The organism is Scandinavium sp. (genome assembly GCF_036271055.1).
Taxonomy (GTDB): Bacteria; Pseudomonadota; Gammaproteobacteria; order Enterobacterales; family Enterobacteriaceae; genus Scandinavium.
On sequence record NZ_DATBBJ010000108.1, the window covers coordinates 1 to 18,821 of the forward strand.

Sequence of the window (18,821 nt, forward strand, 5' to 3'; positions counted from 1 at the left end):
GCAGGTTCCCTGCTGGTGACCTCCGCTGAACGCCCTGACGTGCTGGTTGCAGCCTGCCTGGCGGCGATGAACGGCGTTGAAATCGGTGCGATCCTGCTGACCGGTGCTTACGAAATGGACCCACGCGTCAGCAAGCTGTGCGAACGTGCGTTCGCCACTGGTCTGCCGGTCTTTATGGTTAACACCAACACCTGGCAGACGTCACTGAGCCTGCAGAGTTTCAACCTGGAAGTGCCGGTTGATGACCATGAGCGTATTGAGAAAGTTCAGGAATACGTTGCGGGTTATATCAACGCAGACTGGATCGAATCCCTGACGGCAACCTCCGAGCGCAGCCGTCGTCTGTCACCGCCAGCCTTCCGCTATCAGCTGACCGAGCTGGCGCGTAAAGCAGGCAAACGCGTTGTTCTGCCAGAAGGCGACGAACCACGTACCGTTAAAGCAGCCGCTATCTGTGCAGAGCGCGGCATCGCGACCTGTGTGCTGCTGGGTAACCCGGATGAGATCACCCGCGTTGCGGCGTCTCAGGGCGTTGAGCTTGGCGCTGGCATCGAGATCGTTGACCCTGAAGTGGTTCGCGAAAGCTATGTTGCCCGTCTGGTTGAGCTGCGTAAGAGCAAAGGCATGACCGAAGCCGTTGCCCGTGAACAGCTGGAAGACAACGTGGTTCTGGGTACCCTGATGCTGGAGCAGGACGAAGTTGACGGTCTGGTTTCTGGTGCTGTTCACACCACCGCGAACACCATCCGCCCACCGCTGCAGCTGATCAAAACGGCACCAGGTAGCTCGCTGGTCTCCTCTGTGTTCTTCATGCTGCTGCCTGAACAGGTTTATGTTTACGGCGACTGCGCGATCAACCCGGATCCAACCGCTGAACAGCTGGCTGAGATTGCTATCCAGTCTGCAGATTCTGCGATTGCGTTTGGTATCGAACCACGCGTAGCAATGCTCTCTTACTCCACCGGCACTTCTGGTGCAGGTAGCGACGTTGAGAAAGTTCGCGAAGCCACCCGTCTGGCGCAGGAAAAACGTCCTGACCTGATGATCGATGGCCCGCTGCAGTACGATGCCGCCGTTATGGCAGACGTGGCGAAGTCCAAAGCGCCGAACTCTCCGGTTGCGGGTCGCGCTACCGTGTTCATCTTCCCAGATCTGAACACCGGTAACACCACTTACAAAGCGGTACAGCGTTCAGCCGATCTGATCTCCATCGGGCCGATGCTGCAAGGTATGCGCAAGCCGGTGAACGATCTGTCTCGTGGCGCGCTGGTAGACGATATCGTCTACACCATCGCTCTGACCGCGATCCAGTCTTCTCAGCAGGACTGATTGTTGCCGGATGGCGCTCCGCCTATCCGGTCTACAAAAGCGTAGGTCTGACAGGCAATAGCGCCGCCGGGCAATGTAAAAAGGCGACCTTTCAACAGGTCGCCTTTTTTTATTACCAGAATCAGATTACAGCAGTTCTTTCGCGGCCTTCACAATCGCCTCTGCGGTTAAACCGTACTCCTGTTGCAGGAAATCCTGAGTTCCCACCTGACCGTAACGCTCTTTCACCCCGACTCGACGCATCGGCACCGGGCAGGTTTCCACCAACACTTCCGCCACCGCCGACCCTAACCCATTATGGATGCTGTGATTTTCACAGGTGACGATACGCCCGGTTTTCTCGGCGTAATTCTTCACCAACATCCGGTCGAGAGGTTTCAGGGTAAACATGTCAATGACCGCCGCGCTGAACCCGTCCCGTTCCAGCCTTCGAGCCGCTTCCAGCGCTTCCGCCACCATAATCCCGTTGGCGATAAGCGTGATGTCGTCACCTTCACGCAGCACGTTGCCTTTACCGATAGTGAACGTGGAACCCTCCTGATAAACCGAAGGCGCTTGCTTACGGATAGTCCGGACCCAATAGAATCCTTCCAGATCGATCAGTTGGTTAAGAATGTCTTTAAACATGGTGGCATCGGTCACTTCCATGACCACCGAATTCGCCAGCCCGCGCACGATGCCCATATCTTCGAAAGACATGTGTGTGCCGCCGTTGTGACAGGCCGTTACCCCCGCGTCAGAAGCAATCACTTTGACGTTATTACGCTGGTAATCGAGTGACATAAACAGCTGGTCAAAACAGCGACGGCTGGCGAAAGCAGTAAACGTATGCACAAACGGTTTGCGGCCGGTAAGCGACAGCCCTGCCGCTGTACCAATCACGTTAGCTTCCATAATTCCGCAGTTGATCACCTGCTGCGGGTATTTTTTGTGAACGCCATCCATCGCCATTGAACTCATCAAATCAGCCTCGAGTGCGATAATGTCGCTACCCGACTCAATCTGATCCGCCACGAAACCGGCGTAAACCTTACGCATCTCGACTGCGTCTTTCGCGCCTTCAGCTGCAACCTTAATCATGGGTAGCCTCCAGTTGGGCAATGGTCTCGTTCAGGGTTTGCTTCATGTCGTCCGTCAGGCGCAGGTGGTGTGAGTTGCCTAAATTCTCCAGATACGGCACGCCCTGCCCTTTGATGCTGTCGAGGATCACCAGCCGTGGCCGGGCATCTACAGCGGGAACAGGTTTCACAGCTTCCAGTAAACCGGGAATATCATCCCCTTTCACCGTCACCACGTCATAACCAAACGCGGTGAATTTTTCGTGCAGGTCAAAGGCGCAGATGATTTCGTCCAGCTCACCGTCGAGTTGCTGTTTATTCCAGTCGACGAACACTGTCAGGTTGTTGAGCTTGTGGTGCGCAATAAACTGGAATGCTTCCCAGCACTGCCCTTCGTTCAGTTCACCGTCGCCGACGATGCAGAATACGCGATTGCTGCGCCCTGCCAGCTTGTGTGAGAGCGCCATGCCGCCTGCAATAGAAATCCCCTGGCCTAATGAGCCGGTGGTGGCATCTACGCCACGGGTTTTTAACCTGTCCGGATGGCTCGGCAGTTTAGTCCCGTTCTGGTTTAGCGTGCTCAGCTCTTCCTGCGGGAAATAGCCTTTAATCGCCAGCGTACTGTACAGCGCCGGGCCCGCATGGCCTTTGGATAACACAAAGTAATCTCGCCCTTTCCAGTCCGGATCGCCCGGGTCGATACGCATGACATCGCCGTACAGAACCGCCAGAGTTTCTACCACCGACATGCTGCCGCCATAGTGTCCAAATCCCAAATCGGTCAGCGCTTTCAGGGTGGCGACGCGAATATCGCGCGCCAGTTGGGTAACCTCTGCAACCGTACTCATCATTTGGCTCCTGTGTTTTGCGGGGAATCGTTACGGGCAACTTTGCTTCTGGCCAGATAGTTGAACATCACCAGCAGGGCAAAAATCACTACCACCAACCCGGTTATCGCCATTGGCGACAGATAGCGAGCGAGATTACCGAGCACGATACCGACCGCGCCGAAATCCGCATCGGAGAAGGTGGTGTTGGCAAAGCCCAGCGCGCCAAGTACCGGCAGCAGTAAAACAGGCAGGAAGGTAATCAGCAGACCGTTGGCAAATGCACCTACCATCGCGCCGCGACGCCCGCCAGTAGCGTTACCAAACACGCCTGCGGTGGCACCAGTGAAGAAGTGAGGCACAACGCCCGGCAGGATCAGTACCCATTTGAATTGCCCACAGAGGAACAACCCCACCAGACCGCCGAGAAAACTGAACAGGAAACCAATCAGCACCGCATTCGGGGCGTAGGGATACACCACCGGGCAGTCCAGCGCCGGGCGCGCATTCGGCACCAGTTTTTCCGAAAAACCGGTAAATGCTGGGACGATTTCCGCCAGAATCAGGCGTACGCCTTGCAGGATGATGAACACCCCTGCGGCGAATGTGATTGCCATGATGATGGCGTATACCAGATAGTTCTGTCCGCCGCTGAACGTGGCTTCGACGTACTCACGTCCGGCACAGACTGCCATAATCAGGTAAATAATCATCATGGTCAGCGAGATAGAGATCGAGCTGTCGCGCAGGAAACTAAGGTTCTTCGGCAAGTTCATCTCTTCGGTTGAGCGTGAGCCTTTGCCAACCTTGCTGCCAATCCAGCCAGATAGCACGTAGCCAAGCGTACCAAAGTGACCAAATGCAATGTCATCATTCCCGGTAATACGCTTCATATAACGCTGCGCAATCGCCGGGAAGAACGCCATAATCAGACCCAAAATCAGCGATCCGGTGAACACCAACGCGATACCTTCAAAACCGGCCACGGTCAGGATCACGCCAATCATGCACGCCATGTAGAACGTGTGGTGCCCGGTCAGAAAGATGTATTTCAGACGTGTAAAGCGGGCCACGACGATGTTCGCCACCATGCCAAACGCCATGATAAGCGCAGTCGCTGCGCCGTATTTCTCCAGCGCGATAGACACAATTGCTTCGTTATTCGGGATAATTCCCTGAATACTGAATGCGTGTTCAAACATACCGCCTAATGGGTTTAATGAGCCAACTAAAACGCCAGCGCCGCCGCCCAAAACGATAAAGCCCAGAATCGTTTTTACCGTGCCTTTTACAACATCAGAAAAAGATTTTTTCTGTGCCCCCAGACCGATCAGCGCAATTAACCCCACCAGCACCGAAGGTACTTTTAAAATATCGACCACAAAGTTAAGCGTTTCGAGGATAAACATATTTGCCCCTCACTCAATGCGGATTAATGGTTAACGGTTGGCGAAATAAGCGCTAAGCTTATTTTCCAGTTCGTTGATATCGATAATATTGCTGATCACTATTAACTGATGCTCCGGCACGCTGGCGCTTTCAGCAATATCTTTCGCCATCACAAAGAGATCGGCTGCGCCTGGGGTAGCGGAGGAGAGGTCCGAATGTTCAACCTCAGCATCAATATTCAACTTCTTGAGGACTTTTTTAATATTCATTTCGACCATAAAACTGCTGCCAAGGCCAGATCCGCAAATCGCCATAATTTTCATTATTGCCACCTTTTTTATGTAGAGTCTCACCGCACTTTATCCACGGATAAAATGTCAGAGGTCAGGGGTAAAAAATAAAATATTCAGAAGCGAGAAATTATCGTTTTTATCTCCTCAAGCGTTTTTGCCTGGTGCAATAACACCATATCCTCATCACTGGAGAATAATTCTGCGAGCGATGAAATCATTTCTATATGGCTATGTTTATCCGGTGCTGCCAGCATAATAATCAGATCGACCGGATCGTGTTCATCAGAACCGAAATTGACGCCGTGCTGCAGCTTCAGCAATGAAAGCCCTAATCCCTGCGCGCCCTCTTCCGGACGAGCATGTGGCATCGCCAGACCGGGGGCCAGCACATAATACGGCCCGAGCACATGATGCTGTTCAATAATGGCGGTGATGTACTCCGGGGTGATTGTTTTAGCATCAAGCAGCGGCTGAGCACATATTTCCAGCGCCTGCGGCCAGCTTTCGACCTTTTCCTGAAGCCGGATGGTGCCGTCGTGGATCCATTGACTCAGCATGATGTTCTCCTGCAGTGGTTAGGTGGACAAACTTTATGCAAGGTCTGGAAAGCTGACTGTGATGATAGTCACAAAGATAGCGCTACCAAATTATCATCACCTGATTTTGTGATAGCGCTATCAAAATAGGAACATCCTGTAATATCTCATCAAAAAGAGGGATTTCAGGCGTATACTGCAAACACTTTTAAAACGAGATTTCAATCAGGAAGAAGCATGTCTCTGACCCGAAAACGTCGCAGTACCGGCAAAGTCACGCTCGCTGATGTAGCACTCCTTGCCGGTGTGGGAACGATGACCGTTTCCCGGGCACTGCGTACGCCGGAGCAAGTCTCCGACAAACTCAGGGAAAAGATTGAAGCAGCGGTACAATCATTAGGGTATATGCCCAATCTGGCGGCGAGTGCGCTTGCCTCCGCGTCGTCGTGGACCATTGGGATGGTGGTGCCAAGCCTGGCAGAAGCTGGGTGTTCAGAGATGTTCGCCGGATTGCAGCAGGTTTTACAGCCTGCGGGCTATCAAATCATGCTGGCTGAATCTCGCCATCACCTCGATCAGGAAGAAAAACTGCTGGAAACGTTGCTGGCGTCAAATATTGCCGCCGCCATTCTGCTCAGTGTTGAGCACAGCGATACCGCCCGCCAGTGGCTGGAAAACGGTTCGATTCCGGTGATGGAGATGGGTGCCAAGCGCACCGATCCGCTGGACATGAACATCGGTATAGATAATGTCTCAGCGATGTTTGAACTGACTGAAATGCTTATCCAGCGCGGCTATCAAAATATCGGCCTGCTGTGCGCCAACCAGGAACAGTGGATTTTCCAGCAACATTTACAGGGCTGGTACAAAGCGATGCTGCGCCATCATATGTCGCCGAATCGGGTGATCAACGCCGCAGAACCACCGACTTTTACTACGGGAGCGTCGCAACTGCCTGAGTTTTTATTGGCGTGGCCTGAACTGGATGCGCTGGTGTGCGTGTCGGATGAAATGGCGTGTGGCGCGCTGTATGAGTGTCAGCGCAGGCGAATAAAAGTGCCAGATGACCTGGCCATCGTCGGGTTCGGCGACAGCGACGTGAGTCGTGTATGTCAGCCGCCATTGACCACCATCTCAGTGCCGCATCGGCAGATAGGCATTGAAGCTGGACGCGCACTGCTGGCGCGCCTGAATGATGAAGAGTGGGATGAAAACCCCACCATCGCCGCAAAACTCTGTTTGCGGGATAGCTGCTGAGGATTACTCGGTTTCTTCTTCCTTTGCCATTTCGTTATTGGCATTGCGGCTCATCCACAACGCCAGTGCTTTCAGGGAATCCGCGGTAAACTCATCGCAGCGCGCGGTGATCTCTTCCGGCGTCAACCAGCAGACTTCACTCACTTCTTCTTCCTGTAATGCAAACGGGCCGTGGGATACGCAGCTAAAAAGACTGCCCCAGACGCGGCAATGTTTGTCTTCGAAATAGAACTGCCCGTGGTCGGCAAAGGGCACACCTGCGATCCCCAGTTCTTCTTCGGCTTCACGGCGCGCAGAATCCAGCAGCTGTTCGTCGGACTGCACGACTCCACCTGCAGTGGCATCTAACATACCGGGCATAAAGTCTTTGGTTTCAGTGCGGCGCTGCACCAGGATCTTCCCCATACCGTCATGAACCACAATGTAGGTCGCGCGATGACGCAGACACTGGGCGCGCATTTGCTCGCGGCTGGCCTGTGCGATGACCTCATTATCTTCGTTGACGATATCCACCCATTCAGTACTTGCCAAATTCTGCTCCACCATCAGAAAACCTTCTCTCTATAGCGCTCTTGCGGCGCGTTTACTGTTGTCGGGTAAATTACGGATTAATTGCTACCTCTGCAATAACCCGTTGATCATTGAGTGCTAAAACCCGCAATTTATTGTCTTCCATCATGCCGTAGCTGGCGCTAAACCCACCTTTCGGAATGCTGACGGAACCCGGGTTGAAGTGGAAGAGTTCGCCGTTTTGGGCGGCTACAGGAATATGAGTATGACCATAAACCAGCACATCGCCAACCGAGAGCCGGGGCAGATTGTCCGGGCCAAACAGATGTCCATGCGTCAAAAAAAGGCGCTGCTTTGCCGTCAGCACCTGTTGCCAGGGTGCCGTAATGGGAAAATGCAGCAGCATCTGGTCGACTTCACTGTCGCAATTGCCACGCACGGCAATAATCCGGTCGGCAACCGTGTTGAGCCGCTCCGCCACTTCTGCGGGAGCATACCCTTCCGGCAACGCATTACGCGGACCATGATTCAAAATGTCGCCCAGGATGACCAGATAATCGGCCTCATTCTGAGCGAACAAAGACAGTACGCGCTCTGCGGCGGGTAAAGACCCGTGAATATCTGACGCAAACATCAGTTTCATCAATCATTCCTCCACGAAAAACCGCACTATCATAACGGATTATGGCAGCCTGTTCAGCCAGAGTGTTTCGCGGAAAGCGCAATGTAGCGTTGGACTGAAGCTCGCTGCCACTGGAAGGTGGCGTAAACCGCGAGAGCCTCTGGCACATCATCACCATTGAGCACAAGACGATTCAGCATCAGAGCCAAATCGGTATCGGCAATCGACCACTCTCCGAATAGGTTCGGTTTGCCATGAGCCAGTAGCGCGCTGGCGGTATCGAAGAGTTTCGCCGCCGCTTTTTGTCCATTGCTTGTTAGAGGAGGTTTCTTGATGCCCCCAAAAACGACATCCGTAGATCGCTCCTCGCGGATCGGCATTAAATCACTACGCAGCCAGGCCTGTATCTGGCGAGCGCGGGCACGCTTTTCAATATCATGCGGATACAAACGTTCCCACTGCGGCGGGGAAAAACGCTCGTCCAGATATTCGGTTATCGCGGATGACTCCGTCAGCTCAAAAGCATCGACCTCAAGGAGAGGCACCCGGCGGGTTGAGGCATATCCTTTCCAGCCGGACTGTAAATGCTCCCCCTTGTTTAAATCCACCGTTTTCAGGCTGAACGCCAGCCCCTTTTCCTGCAAAGCAACATACACGGACATCACGTAAGGCGAGAAATAATTGGCATCGGACCACAGCGTAATCACAGGACGAGTCATAATTTCCTCAACGGTTTCTTAGGGTGAAAGCGTCAACATATCGCGTCTGCGTCAGACTGTCACTTGATGAAAACTCACACAATTGTCTTAACCACCTATACTGCAAAAGTCATGAAAATAGCCCAGGTCCAGGAGTTAAAATGATTGACCTCTATTACGCCCCTACCCCAAACGGTCATAAAGTCACATTGTTTCTGGAAGAAGCGCAGCTGGCTTATCGCCTGATCCGCGTGGATATCAGCAAAGGCGACCAGTTTCGCCCTGAATTTCTTAGCGTTTCGCCTAACAATAAAATCCCTGCAATTGTCGATCATGTGCCAGCCGACGGCGGTGCCCCACTCAGTCTTTTCGAGTCCGGCGAAATCTTGCTTTACCTGGCAGAAAAATCAGGAAAATTACTGAGCGGTGAACTGCGGGAGCGTCATAAAACGCTGCAATGGCTATTCTGGCAAATCGGTGGCCTCGGTCCTATGCTTGGGCAAAATCATCATTTCAACCATTTCGCACCACAGCCAGTGCCGTATGCCATTGAACGCTATCAGGTTGAAACTCAGCGCTTATACAACGTATTGAATAAACGACTGGAAATCAGCCCATGGCTTGGCGGCGATCATTACAGTATTGCTGATATCGCCTGCTGGCCGTGGATTAACTCGCATCAGCGACAGCGCATCGACCTGCACAATTTCCCGGCGGTGAATAACTGGTTCGAGCGCATTCGCCAACGTCCGGCGACAGAAAGAGCGATGCAGAAGTCCCACGCGAACTAATCAGACTTTGTTGTATCATGCTTGCAATAATAACAAGGAGGAAGCCTGCAATGCCCCAGCCAGACGCCATTATTCGAATCAAGAACCTGCGCCTGCGTACCTTTATCGGTATCAAAGAAGAAGAGATCGCCAATCGTCAGGATATCGTCATTAACGTGGCTATCCACTATCCGGCAGAAAACTCGCGCAACAGCGAAGATATCAATGACGCCCTGAACTACCGCACTATCACTAAGCAAATCATTCAACATGTGGAGAGTAACCGCTTCTCTTTGCTGGAAAAATTAACTCAGGATGTGCTCAATATCGCATGCGAACATCGCTGGGTCACATATGCTGAAGTGGAAATCGACAAACTTCACGCGCTGCGGTACGCCGATTCCGTCTCAATGACGATGAGTTGGCGACGTTAAGCGCAATTCGGAGGTCGCATGAAAATCCTGATTACCGGCGGTACAGGCCTGATTGGCAGGCATTTGATCCCACGCCTGTTCGAGCTGGGCCACAGCGTTGCAGTGGTCACACGTAGCCCGGATAAAGCGCGCCAGCTTCTGGATGCACGAGTTGAACTGTGGAAAGGGCTCAATGAACGCAGCAATCTTGATGGTATCGATGCGGTAATCAACCTGGCGGGCGAACCCATCGCCGACAAACGCTGGACGGAAGCGCAAAAACAGCGGTTGTGTAACAGCCGGTGGCAGATAACCCAGAAACTGGCTGAGCTGTTCGCCTCGAGTCAACAGCCCCCCGGCGTGCTGATATCCGGTTCAGCCGCAGGCTATTACGGCGACCTCGGTGAAGTGGTTGTCACTGAGGAAGAACCACCGCATAACGAATTCACTCATAAACTTTGCGCCCGCTGGGAACAAATCGCCTGTGGCGCTCAAAGTGAGTCCACGCGTGTTTGTCTGCTGCGTACTGGTGTCGTGCTGGCCCCCAAAGGCGGGATCCTGGGGAAAATGGTGCCACCGTTCAAACTCGGGCTTGGTGGTCCGATCGGCAATGGTCGTCAATATCTGGCGTGGATCCATATCGACGACATGGTTAACGGCATTCTTTGGCTACTGGATAACAATCTGCGTGGCCCGTTCAACATGGTCTCCCCCTATCCTGTTCGTAATGAGCAATTTGCTCATGCGTTGGGCCACGCTTTGCATCGCCCAGCGGTTCTGCGCGCCCCCGCAATGGCCATCAGGTTGCTGATGGGGGAATCCTCAGTGCTTGTGCTTGGCGGTCAACGCGCGCTTCCTAAACGTCTGGAAGATGCCGGGTTTGCTTTCCGTTGGTACGATCTCGAAGAAGCTCTCGGTGACGTGCTGGCATAACCTATTCTTTCATCCCGCTAAAGCCTGATTTCCGCGCATTCCAGTGCAACGCTTTCACCCACGCTGGAATGCTGCTCGCAACGTTGTAATTTTCCCCTCTTTTGTCCTGCCAATCCGACCCACTTTGCGCTCGCGAAGCGTATTCTCTGCGCCAATGCCATGGGTAATTATCACTCAAATTACGCGTTGACATCGGTCAACACTCTATTCATACTGCACAGGACAAGTAACGATGAAGGAACATCCTGACAAACATATACGTGCGGCTATCGCCTACGCAGAATCGAAAGGCTGGATTTTTATCTCCAGCGGTAACAGTTCGCATTGCTATGGTCGATTGAAATGTGGAATACCGGAACATCGGCTGCATATGATGAGCGTATGGTCCACTCCCGGTAGCCCGCAAAATCATGCCCGGCAAATCATCAGGAAGGTCGAGAGCTGTTGTCCGCTGCAGATCAGGCCAAAGGGATTACCCGTTTAACCGGTAAGAAGGAGTCACCGATGTCGCTTTTTAATTTCACTCTGACGCTGTCTGGCGTCACCTCAGATACCACAGGTCTTGAAGATGCCCTGTTTTCCGCAGGCTGTGATGATGCCTTAATTTGCTTCTACGGCACGGCGGTTTATCTTGAATTCGATCGCTATGAAGAAAACCTGACGCAAGCCGTTATTTCAGCCATCAGCGATATCGAATCCTCAGGCATCGGCGCACGTGTTGAGTCCGTGGATTCTACGCTGCTTGGGCTGAGCGACATTGCTGAACTGACGGGTCTCACCCGCCAGGCTATTGCATTACTCAAAGACGGCGCGAGAGGATCACGCCAATTTCCCGGTCCGGTCCAACGCGTGAAAGGCAATTCTCCCCTCTGGCGCTGGCGTACAGTGGTCGACTGGCTGGCGAGTGAGGGACGCATTCCCGCTGATTCTCCTCTCATCAGCAATGCACGGGTTCTGGATAATCTGAACCTCGCATTGCAGCTTCGTGCTTCACCCGAACAAAGCAACGTGATGCATTATCTGCATCAAATGGAAGGTAAAGCAGTTCCACGTCTTCACTCATAACCAGGAGCCCTTATGCCCACCTTAAGGACATCACGCCTGATTCTGCCTCCGCTTAGTGACGCCAACTGGCCCGGTTTTCTGGCATTACGTAACAACCCCAACGTCATGCGCTTTATGGGGGAGCAAGCCTGCGAAAACGAACTTCGGTTGAAATTTGAATCACGCCTCGGCGGCAATGTATTCGCGATCTACGAAGCTCAGGGAGAATTTGTGGGAGATATCGGGCTACAGATAAGCTCGCAGAACGCTCAAGAGGCCGATGTCGGCTACGCGCTGTTACCTCAGGCACAAGGAAAAGGATTGGCTCAGGAAGCACTGGCGGCTATCTGTGACTATGGCTTCACATCGCTTCGCCTGACAGCAATTAATGCCTGGGTGCTTGCCGAGAATTTGGGGTCAGTGCGATTACTGGAAAAACTTGGATTTAAACGTACGCAAGTGCTGGAAAAAGCGTTCCAAATGGATGGAGAGTATTACGACGATTGGGTCTATCGACTGGAGCGGTAGAATTCCCTCACCCGAAAGACGAGGGAATAACATTTATTTCAGCGAACCTTTCAGGAACTGCTGCAGGCGCGCGCTTTTCGGGTTACCAAATACCTCATCCGGGTGGCCTTCTTCTTCAATCAGCCCCTGGTGCAGGAAAATGACGTGGGAAGAGACATCACGGGCAAAGCCCATCTCATGCGTTACCACCACCATGGTTTTTCCTTCTTCCGCCAGTTTCTGCATGATGCGCAGCACTTCGCCCACCAGTTCCGGATCAAGCGCAGAAGTCGGTTCATCAAACAGCAGCACTTCCGGCTCCATCGCCAACGCACGGGCAATAGAAACACGCTGTTGCTGACCGCCAGACAAATGCACCGGATATTTTATCTGCTGGCGCTCGTCGATACCCACTTTTGCCAGGTACTTTACCGCACGTTCACGCGCTTCCTGCTTGCTGAGGCCCAGTACCTGAATCGGCGCTTCCATGACGTTCTCCAGCACCGTCATGTGGCTCCACAGGTTGAAATGCTGGAACACCATGGTTAAACGCGTGCGCAACAGGCGCAGCTGATTTTTATCAGCCACTTTGAGCTGACCGTCTTTATCACGGACCAGGCCAATGTTCTGCCCGCTTACCACTATCTTCCCTTCACTCGGTTTTTCGAGGAAGTTAATGCAGCGCAGGAAGGTACTTTTTCCGGAACCCGATGAACCGATGATACTGATAACATCACCGGCATTCGCTTTCAGTGACACCCCTTTCAGCACTTCATGTTCGCCGTAGCGTTTGTGCAAGTCGATTACGTCTAATTTATTATCAGGCATGATGTTCTCAGTGTGTCGAAGAGGGTTTCACATGTTGCAGCCAGCGTTTTTCCGCTTTGCGGAACAGGCTAATCAGCACATAAGAGATAATCAGATACAGCACCGCCGCAATCCCAAACGCGGTAAACGGCTGGTAAGTGGCAGAGTTAATATCACGGGCGATTTTCAGCAGATCCGGCACCGTAGCGGTAAACGCGAGCGCCGTGGAGTGCAGCATCAAAATGACTTCGTTGCTGTACGCCGGGAGCGCGATACGCAGTGCGGAGGGCAAAATAATGCAGCGGTAAAGTTTCACGCCGGAAAAGCCATAAGCGCGCGCAGCTTCAATTTCACCCGCAGGAACAGAACGAATCGCACCCGCAAAAATTTCCGTGGTATACGCACAGGTATTCAGCGTCAATGCCAGCACCGTACAGTTCAAGCCGCTGCGGAAAAACGCATTCAGCAGTTCGGTGCCTTTGACGATTTCCAGCGTATACATTCCGGAATAAAACACCAGCAGCTGCACATACAGCGGCGTGCCGCGGAAAATATAGGTGAATAACCAGATGGGGAACTGAACGTATTTATTACTCGAAACGCGGCCAATGGCTAAAAACACAGCAAGAATGCCGCCCATCACTACGGAGGAAATCAGTAACCACAGCGTGATCGCCACACCGGTTAAACGGTAGCCGTCGGTCCATAGCAGGGATTTCCAGTACTCCTGAACGATCTCAATCACAGGTCAGCCCTCTTCACACCCACAGAATAACGACGCTCGAGCAGAAGCAGCACACCATTAGAGACGGTCGTAAACACCAGGTAAATAACGCCGCAGACGATGGCGAAGTAGAACGGCTCCCAGGTACTTTTCCCGGCAAGCTGCGTAGCCTTAACCACATCTTCCAGTCCAAGCAGCGAGACTAGCGCCGTCGCTTTGAGGATTACCTGCCAGTTATTTCCGATCCCCGGCAGCGCAAAACGCATCATCGCTGGAAACAAAATTCGCACGAAGGTCTGGCGAGCGGTAAACCCGAAGGCGGTAGCCGCTTCGATATGCCCTTTCGGCACAGCCATAAATGCGCCACGAAAAGTTTCGGTGAAGTAAGCTCCGTAGATAAAACCGAGTGTAATGATACCGGCAATCATCGGATCGATATCAAACTGCGCCAGCCCCAGGGCATCAGTGATGCTGTTAAGCGCAATTTGCAGACCGTAGAAAATCAGTAACATCAGCACCAGGTCCGGCACGCCACGAATTAACGTGGTATAGCCTTCGAAAATCAGCGCCAGTGCTCGATTGCCGGAAAGTTTGCCCGCCGCACCGGCCAGGCCAATGAGCAAAGCTAGCACGACGGAGCTGAGGGCCAGCTCAAGAGTAACCAGGGCGCCCTGTAATATGACTTGTGAAAACCCGTACAGCATTGAGCCTGTCCTGTCAGTCCTGCCCCGTCAGGCCCCGGGAACGTCGGAGCCTGCGGCGCAAACAGCGATTACTCGCCGTATACGTTAAAGTCGAAATACTTCTTCGCCAGCTTGTCGTAAGTGCCATCGGCACGCATCTCAGCAAAGGCTTTATTCAGGGCAACACGCAGTTCGTTATCCTCTTTACGCAGGCCCATACCGGTGCCTACGCCGAACAGTTTTTCATCCTTAATGGACGGGCCGCCAAACTGATAATCTTTACCGACAGGTTGCTTAAGGAAACCTTCGCTTGCCGCTACTTCGTCCTGGAACGCCGCGTCGATGCGTCCAGCCGTCAGGTCAGAATAGATATTGTCCTGGCCCTGATAGGAGACGATTTCGATCCCTTTCGGCGCCCAATGCTCGTTGCCGTAAGTTTCCTGAGTGGTTCCTTGCAGCACGCCGACGCGCTTGCCTTTGAGGGCGCTGAGGTCAGGCGTTACCGGGCTGCCTTTTTTCACCACCAGGCGGGAATCTGCGGCATAGAGTTTGTCCGTGAAGGCAATCTGCTGCTGGCGTTTTTCCGTAATGGAGAGTGAGGACATAATGGCGTCGATTTTCTTCGCTTGCAGAGAGGGGATCAGCGCATCCAGCGGGTTTTCGACAAAGGTACATTGCGTTTTAATGCGCTTACAGAGTTCTTTTGCCAGATCGATGTCAAAACCGACTAATTCCCCCTGCGCATTCTTGGATTCGAAGGGAGCATAAGTCGGATCGGTGCCAATGCGAACTTTATGCGGAATGGCTGCGAAAACCGTAGAAACGCTGGAAAGTGCCAACGCAAGAGAAAGAGACAACGCCAGTTTTTTCATAACTATCCTCAACAGACTGTCATTTAACGGGAATTCAGAAGTATCAGAACAGTTATCGTGCCACCTTTTATGCGGGTAAGGCAAAAGGTAATCGGGACAAATACGCACTTTTTTGCATTAATGATGCTTAACTATTCACTAACGCACCATAACGGTGCGCTAATTGCACCAGAAAAAAGCATTATCGCGTAATGCCACACATGTATAGATAACTGCTCAGCCCGAAAATGGCCCGGTTCCCCGGGCCTGTACAGTCTTAGTCACCGTAGACGTTGAAGTCGAAATACTTCTTCGCCATCTTGTCGTAGGTGCCGTCTTTGCGCAGCGAATCAAACGCTTTATCGAATGCGGCTTTCAGTTCGGTATCGTCTTTGCGCAAACCAACCCCGGTGCCGTCGCCGAAGTATTTCTTATCTTTAACAGACGGGCCAGCAAACGCATAGTCTTTACCGGCTGGCTGCTTCAGGAAGCCTTCGCTCGCAGCGACTTCATCCTGGAATGCAGCGTCAAGACGGCCTGCCGCGAGGTCGGAATAGATAAGATCCTGGTTCTGATAGGCCACTACGTCCACGCCCTGACTGCGCCATTTGTCGTTGCCGTAGGTTTCCTGAATTGACCCTTGCAGCACACCGACATGCTTGCCTTTCAGCGACTCAATGGTTGGCACAATCGGAGAGCCTTTCGCGGCGATCAGACGAGAGTCAGCGGCGTAAAGTTTCTCGGAGAAATTAATCTCCTGCTGGCGTTTTTCGGTAATCGACAGAGAAGAGATGATCGCGTCAATTTTCTTCGCCTTCAGGGACGGGATCAGGGAGTCGAAATCGCTTCCTACCCAGGTACATTTCACGTGCATGCGTTTGCACATTTCATTACCCAGATCGATATCAAAACCAACGAAATCCCCTTTCGCATCCTTGGATGAGAACGGCGCGTAAGTGGCATCAGTACCGATACGAACAGTCTGCGGCAGCGCGGCAAATACGCTGGAGGCACTGCTGATCCCCAGCAATAAAGAGAGAGCCAAAACCGTCTTCTTCATACATTACCCTTAAGTGTCGTGATGCAGTTGCGTGTTATGTAATCAATGGTGTTGTGTGTTACAGACCTGCTCTGCACGTTTTATGCCACCTCAACGATCTGTTCAAAAAAACAGCGTTAAATGTGTTAATGAATAGTTACAGAGTTGTCTTAAGAATGAAAGATAACAGCTATAGCGAATAAACCGCAGCGCTAAACGGTGAAAAAGGGGATTAAATGTTGAGGATTTGATCGGGATTGCAAAATCGCCTGCTGACCACGCATGCACTAAAAAGATGCACTATCTTAGTGCGATTATTCTGCGCCTTGCCAACGGGTGAAGAGCTCTTTCGGCAGGGTAATATCAAACTGATCGAGCACACGATTAACCGTTTGATTAATCACGTCATCTATCGTTTGGGGGCGATGATAAAACGCCGGAACGGGTGGCATAATAACCGCCCCGATTTCCGCCGCTTGTGTCATCAACCGCAAATGCCCAAGGTGCAATGGCGTTTCACGCACGCATAAAACCAACGGTCGACGTTCTTTCAACACCACATCTGCGGCGCGGGTCAGCAGTCCATCGGTATAACTATGCACAATGCCAGAAAGGGTTTTGATCGAACACGGTAGAATAACCATGCCATCTGTTTTGAACGAACCGGAAGAGATACTGGCGGCGATATCACGTGCGTCGTGAACGACATTGGCCAACGCCTGAACGTCACGTAAAGAGAGGTCAGTTTCCAAAGCCAGTGTCTGACGCGCGGCCTGACTCATAACCAAATGGGTTTCCACTTCTGCGACGTCGCGCAGCACTTGCAGCAGCCGAACGCCATAAATAGCGCCGCTGGCACCGGAAATTCCAACAATGAGTCGTTTCATGATTGCGCCCTGTCTTCGTACTGGGGCTGACTTTGCCGTATTTAGGCGGGAGTTGCAAGGAAAGACGCCCTCTCGTGCAGAGAGGGCGTAAAGGCCGTTAACCCTCGTTGTGCATCTCGAGGTTTTCAACTTCGTTCTGACGCTGTAGGGCTTTCGAATCGTCGTTACGCAGCGAGTCGAGGTAATCAAGATACTGCTGGTTAACGTCTTTGGTGACGTACACCCCGTTGAATACCGAACATTCGAACTGCTGGATATCCGGATTCTCGGCGCGAACCGCCTCAATCAGATCGTTCAGGTCCTGGAAAATCAGGCCATCTGCACCGATTATCTGGCGAATCTCATCCACTTCACGACCGTGAGCAATCAGCTCTGTTGCGCTCGGCATGTCGATTCCGTAAACGTTCGGGAAGCGGATTTCCGGTGCGGCAGAAGCCAGGTAGACTTTCTTCGCACCCGCTTCACGCGCCATCTCGATAATCTGCTCGGAGGTGGTGCCACGCACGATAGAATCGTCGACGAGAAGCACGTTTTTATCACGGAACTCAGCACGGTTGGCGTTCAGCTTACGGCGCACGGATTTACGGCGCAGCTGCTGGCCTGGCATGATAAAGGTGCGGCCCACATAACGGTTTTTCACAAAGCCCTGACGGTATGGCTTGTCAAGAATGCGGGCAATTTCCAGCGCGATATCGCAGGAGGTTTCTGGGATTGGGATCACAACGTCAATATCCAGATCTTCCCACTCGCGGGCGATCTTCTCACCGAGCTTAGTGCCCATATTCACGCGTGCGCTGTAGACCGAAATTTTATCGATAAATGAATCCGGGCGCGCGAAGTACACATACTCGAACAGGCACGGGTTGCTCACTGGATTATCAGCGCACTGACGGGTGAACAGTTGGCCTTTTTCGGTGATGTAAATCGCTTCACCGGGCGCGACGTCACGCAGGAATTCGAAGCCCAGCGTATCAAGCGCCACACTTTCGGATGCCACCATGTATTCGGTGCGACCGTCGCCGATATCACGTTTGCCGAGGACCAGCGGGCGAATCCCGTTAGGATCGCGGAAGGCAACCATGCCGTGGCCGATGATCATTGCCACACACGCATACGCGCCACGAATCTGACGGTTGGTGGCAGCAATGGCTGCGAAGATGTTGTCTGCTTCCAGCGGATAGTGGCGGAAATTATCCAGCTCGCTGGCAAAGATATTCAGCAGGATTTCGGAATCAGAGGTGGTGTTGATATGGCGGCGCTTCTCTTCAAACAGCTTCTTGCGCAGCTCATGAGCATTGGTCAAATTGCCGTTGTGCGCAAGCGTGATGCCGTAAGGTGAGTTAACGTAGAAAGGCTGCGCCTCAGAAGCGCTGGAGCTGCCTGCAGTGGGGTAGCGAACGTGACCGATACCCATATTGCCCTGCAGGCGCTGCATATGCACGGCGCCAAACACATCGCTCACCAGGCCGTTGGCCTTACGCAAACGGAAGCAGTTGTTGGCATCAATGGTGATGATGCCCGCGGCATCCTGCCCACGGTGCTGAAGCACCGTTAACGCGTCATAAATCGACTGGTTTACCGGCATAACACCGGCGATACCGACAATACCGCACATACGTCATTTTCCTCGTTCAGAACTCCCCA

Annotated in this window: 23 protein-coding genes; 8 read left to right on the plus strand and 15 right to left on the minus strand. The window is 52.7% G+C overall.

Annotated features, from left to right (window positions below):
• A partial coding sequence (gene pta, locus VH187_RS22385) for a phosphate acetyltransferase (protein ID WP_329703639.1) occupies nucleotides 1–1,329 on the plus strand: 1,329 nt, incomplete at its 5' end.
• A 126-nt stretch (nucleotides 1,330–1,455) separates the two neighbouring features.
• On the opposite strand, the gene VH187_RS22390 is transcribed toward pta, so the two are convergent.
• From VH187_RS22390 to VH187_RS22410, 5 genes are all read right to left on the minus strand, one after another.
• Nucleotides 1,456–2,409, minus strand: coding sequence for a transketolase family protein (locus VH187_RS22390; protein ID WP_329703640.1), 954 nt, complete (start codon nucleotides 2,407–2,409; stop codon nucleotides 1,456–1,458).
• Nucleotides 2,402–3,235, minus strand: a complete 834-nt coding sequence (locus tag VH187_RS22395; RefSeq protein WP_329703720.1) for a transketolase — start codon at nucleotides 3,233–3,235, stop codon at nucleotides 2,402–2,404. The genes VH187_RS22390 and VH187_RS22395 overlap by 8 nt, the downstream gene beginning before the upstream one ends.
• Complete coding sequence (locus VH187_RS22400; protein WP_329703641.1) at nucleotides 3,235–4,623, minus strand: PTS ascorbate transporter subunit IIC; 1,389 nt, start codon at nucleotides 4,621–4,623, stop codon at nucleotides 3,235–3,237. Before VH187_RS22400 ends, VH187_RS22395 begins: the two co-directional genes overlap by 1 nt.
• A 30-nt stretch (nucleotides 4,624–4,653) precedes the next feature.
• Nucleotides 4,654–4,926 (minus strand): PTS sugar transporter subunit IIB, encoded by a 273-nt coding sequence (locus VH187_RS22405; RefSeq protein WP_329703642.1) that lies wholly within the window; start codon nucleotides 4,924–4,926, stop codon nucleotides 4,654–4,656.
• An 83-nt stretch (nucleotides 4,927–5,009) separates the two neighbouring features.
• The gene (locus VH187_RS22410) at nucleotides 5,010–5,453 is read right to left on the minus strand and encodes a PTS sugar transporter subunit IIA (RefSeq protein WP_329703643.1); all 444 of its coding nucleotides are present in this window, start codon (nucleotides 5,451–5,453) and stop codon (nucleotides 5,010–5,012) included.
• A gap of 216 nt (nucleotides 5,454–5,669) precedes the next feature.
• On the opposite strand from VH187_RS22410, the gene VH187_RS22415 reads away from it, so the two are divergent.
• Nucleotides 5,670–6,689 (plus strand): LacI family DNA-binding transcriptional regulator, encoded by a 1,020-nt coding sequence (locus VH187_RS22415; protein ID WP_329703644.1) that lies wholly within the window; start codon nucleotides 5,670–5,672, stop codon nucleotides 6,687–6,689.
• Between the two features lie 3 nt (nucleotides 6,690–6,692).
• Here the strand turns inward: VH187_RS22415 and yfcD are convergent, their stop codons facing one another.
• Genes yfcD through yfcF form a run of 3 tightly spaced genes read right to left on the minus strand, consistent with a single transcriptional unit; the run spans nucleotide 6,693 to nucleotide 8,540 of the window.
• Nucleotides 6,693–7,235, minus strand: coding sequence for an NUDIX hydrolase YfcD (gene yfcD / locus VH187_RS22420; RefSeq protein ID WP_329703645.1), 543 nt, complete (start codon nucleotides 7,233–7,235; stop codon nucleotides 6,693–6,695).
• Nucleotides 7,236–7,290: 55 nt separating this feature from the next.
• Complete coding sequence (yfcE, locus tag VH187_RS22425) at nucleotides 7,291–7,842, minus strand: phosphodiesterase (protein ID WP_329703646.1); 552 nt, start codon at nucleotides 7,840–7,842, stop codon at nucleotides 7,291–7,293.
• Between the two features lie 53 nt (nucleotides 7,843–7,895).
• Nucleotides 7,896–8,540 (minus strand): glutathione transferase, encoded by a 645-nt coding sequence (gene yfcF, locus VH187_RS22430; protein WP_329703647.1) that lies wholly within the window; start codon nucleotides 8,538–8,540, stop codon nucleotides 7,896–7,898.
• A gap of 140 nt (nucleotides 8,541–8,680) precedes the next feature.
• Between yfcF and yfcG the strand changes: the two genes are divergently transcribed.
• From yfcG to VH187_RS22460, 6 genes are all read left to right on the plus strand, one after another.
• A complete protein-coding gene (gene yfcG, locus VH187_RS22435; RefSeq protein WP_329703648.1) occupies nucleotides 8,681–9,310 on the plus strand; it encodes a GSH-dependent disulfide bond oxidoreductase in 630 nt (209 codons plus the stop codon).
• 50 nt (nucleotides 9,311–9,360) lie between these two features.
• Nucleotides 9,361–9,723 (plus strand): dihydroneopterin triphosphate 2'-epimerase, encoded by a 363-nt coding sequence (folX, locus tag VH187_RS22440; RefSeq protein ID WP_329703649.1) that lies wholly within the window; start codon nucleotides 9,361–9,363, stop codon nucleotides 9,721–9,723.
• A gap of 18 nt (nucleotides 9,724–9,741) precedes the next feature.
• A complete protein-coding gene (locus VH187_RS22445; protein WP_329703650.1) occupies nucleotides 9,742–10,635 on the plus strand; it encodes a TIGR01777 family oxidoreductase in 894 nt (297 codons plus the stop codon).
• A gap of 232 nt (nucleotides 10,636–10,867) precedes the next feature.
• Complete coding sequence (locus VH187_RS22450; RefSeq protein ID WP_329703651.1) at nucleotides 10,868–11,119, plus strand: hypothetical protein; 252 nt, start codon at nucleotides 10,868–10,870, stop codon at nucleotides 11,117–11,119.
• A gap of 20 nt (nucleotides 11,120–11,139) precedes the next feature.
• Nucleotides 11,140–11,700: a helix-turn-helix transcriptional regulator gene (locus VH187_RS22455; RefSeq protein WP_329703652.1), complete on the plus strand. Its 561-nt coding sequence runs from the start codon at nucleotides 11,140–11,142 to the stop codon at nucleotides 11,698–11,700.
• A 12-nt stretch (nucleotides 11,701–11,712) separates the two neighbouring features.
• A complete protein-coding gene (locus tag VH187_RS22460; RefSeq protein WP_329703653.1) occupies nucleotides 11,713–12,207 on the plus strand; it encodes a GNAT family N-acetyltransferase in 495 nt (164 codons plus the stop codon).
• A 33-nt stretch (nucleotides 12,208–12,240) separates the two neighbouring features.
• On the opposite strand, the gene hisP is transcribed toward VH187_RS22460, so the two are convergent.
• The 7 genes from hisP to purF form a co-directional block, all read right to left on the minus strand.
• Nucleotides 12,241–13,014, minus strand: a complete 774-nt coding sequence (gene hisP, locus VH187_RS22465; protein ID WP_329703654.1) for a histidine ABC transporter ATP-binding protein HisP — start codon at nucleotides 13,012–13,014, stop codon at nucleotides 12,241–12,243.
• Nucleotides 13,015–13,021: 7 nt separating this feature from the next.
• Nucleotides 13,022–13,738, minus strand: a complete 717-nt coding sequence (locus tag VH187_RS22470; RefSeq protein WP_329703655.1) for an ABC transporter permease — start codon at nucleotides 13,736–13,738, stop codon at nucleotides 13,022–13,024.
• On the minus strand, nucleotides 13,735–14,421 hold the full coding sequence (locus VH187_RS22475) for a histidine ABC transporter permease HisQ (RefSeq protein ID WP_329703656.1): 687 nt from the start codon (nucleotides 14,419–14,421) through the stop codon (nucleotides 13,735–13,737). The genes VH187_RS22470 and VH187_RS22475 overlap by 4 nt, the downstream gene beginning before the upstream one ends.
• A 68-nt stretch (nucleotides 14,422–14,489) precedes the next feature.
• Entirely contained in the window at nucleotides 14,490–15,272 is a 783-nt protein-coding gene (gene hisJ / locus VH187_RS22480) for a histidine ABC transporter substrate-binding protein HisJ (RefSeq protein WP_329703657.1), read from the minus strand.
• A gap of 256 nt (nucleotides 15,273–15,528) precedes the next feature.
• Nucleotides 15,529–16,311, minus strand: coding sequence for a lysine/arginine/ornithine ABC transporter substrate-binding protein ArgT (argT, locus tag VH187_RS22485; RefSeq protein WP_329703658.1), 783 nt, complete (start codon nucleotides 16,309–16,311; stop codon nucleotides 15,529–15,531).
• 293 nt (nucleotides 16,312–16,604) lie between these two features.
• Entirely contained in the window at nucleotides 16,605–17,177 is a 573-nt protein-coding gene (locus VH187_RS22490; protein ID WP_329703659.1) for a UbiX family flavin prenyltransferase, read from the minus strand.
• 97 nt (nucleotides 17,178–17,274) lie between these two features.
• Nucleotides 17,275–18,792, minus strand: coding sequence for an amidophosphoribosyltransferase (purF, locus tag VH187_RS22495; RefSeq protein WP_329703660.1), 1,518 nt, complete (start codon nucleotides 18,790–18,792; stop codon nucleotides 17,275–17,277).
• Nucleotides 18,793–18,821: the final 29 nt, after the last annotated feature.

Excerpts from the sequence above, each read along its gene's own strand:
- VH187_RS22390 (WP_329703640.1), bottom strand. The coding sequence starts at position 2,409 with ATGATTAAGGTTGCAGCTGAAGGCGCGAAAGACGCAGTCGAGATGCGT.
- VH187_RS22475 (WP_329703656.1), bottom strand. The coding sequence starts at position 14,421 with ATGCTGTACGGGTTTTCACAAGTCATATTACAGGGCGCCCTGGTTACT.
- argT (WP_329703658.1), bottom strand. The coding sequence starts at position 16,311 with ATGAAGAAGACGGTTTTGGCTCTCTCTTTATTGCTGGGGATCAGCAGT.
- VH187_RS22445 (WP_329703650.1), top strand. The coding sequence starts at position 9,742 with ATGAAAATCCTGATTACCGGCGGTACAGGCCTGATTGGCAGGCATTTG.
- VH187_RS22395 (WP_329703720.1), bottom strand. The coding sequence starts at position 3,235 with ATGAGTACGGTTGCAGAGGTTACCCAACTGGCGCGCGATATTCGCGTC.
- VH187_RS22410 (WP_329703643.1), bottom strand. The coding sequence starts at position 5,453 with ATGCTGAGTCAATGGATCCACGACGGCACCATCCGGCTTCAGGAAAAG.
- purF (WP_329703660.1), bottom strand. The coding sequence starts at position 18,792 with ATGTGCGGTATTGTCGGTATCGCCGGTGTTATGCCGGTAAACCAGTCG.
- VH187_RS22400 (WP_329703641.1), bottom strand. The coding sequence starts at position 4,623 with ATGTTTATCCTCGAAACGCTTAACTTTGTGGTCGATATTTTAAAAGTA.
- hisJ (WP_329703657.1), bottom strand. The coding sequence starts at position 15,272 with ATGAAAAAACTGGCGTTGTCTCTTTCTCTTGCGTTGGCACTTTCCAGC.
- hisP (WP_329703654.1), bottom strand. The coding sequence starts at position 13,014 with ATGCCTGATAATAAATTAGACGTAATCGACTTGCACAAACGCTACGGC.
- folX (WP_329703649.1), top strand. The coding sequence starts at position 9,361 with ATGCCCCAGCCAGACGCCATTATTCGAATCAAGAACCTGCGCCTGCGT.
- VH187_RS22490 (WP_329703659.1), bottom strand. The coding sequence starts at position 17,177 with ATGAAACGACTCATTGTTGGAATTTCCGGTGCCAGCGGCGCTATTTAT.
- yfcD (WP_329703645.1), bottom strand. The coding sequence starts at position 7,235 with ATGGTGGAGCAGAATTTGGCAAGTACTGAATGGGTGGATATCGTCAAC.
- VH187_RS22450 (WP_329703651.1), top strand. The coding sequence starts at position 10,868 with ATGAAGGAACATCCTGACAAACATATACGTGCGGCTATCGCCTACGCA.
- VH187_RS22415 (WP_329703644.1), top strand. The coding sequence starts at position 5,670 with ATGTCTCTGACCCGAAAACGTCGCAGTACCGGCAAAGTCACGCTCGCT.
- yfcF (WP_329703647.1), bottom strand. The coding sequence starts at position 8,540 with ATGACTCGTCCTGTGATTACGCTGTGGTCCGATGCCAATTATTTCTCG.
- VH187_RS22455 (WP_329703652.1), top strand. The coding sequence starts at position 11,140 with ATGTCGCTTTTTAATTTCACTCTGACGCTGTCTGGCGTCACCTCAGAT.
- VH187_RS22460 (WP_329703653.1), top strand. The coding sequence starts at position 11,713 with ATGCCCACCTTAAGGACATCACGCCTGATTCTGCCTCCGCTTAGTGAC.
- VH187_RS22405 (WP_329703642.1), bottom strand. The coding sequence starts at position 4,926 with ATGAAAATTATGGCGATTTGCGGATCTGGCCTTGGCAGCAGTTTTATG.
- yfcE (WP_329703646.1), bottom strand. The coding sequence starts at position 7,842 with ATGAAACTGATGTTTGCGTCAGATATTCACGGGTCTTTACCCGCCGCA.
- yfcG (WP_329703648.1), top strand. The coding sequence starts at position 8,681 with ATGATTGACCTCTATTACGCCCCTACCCCAAACGGTCATAAAGTCACA.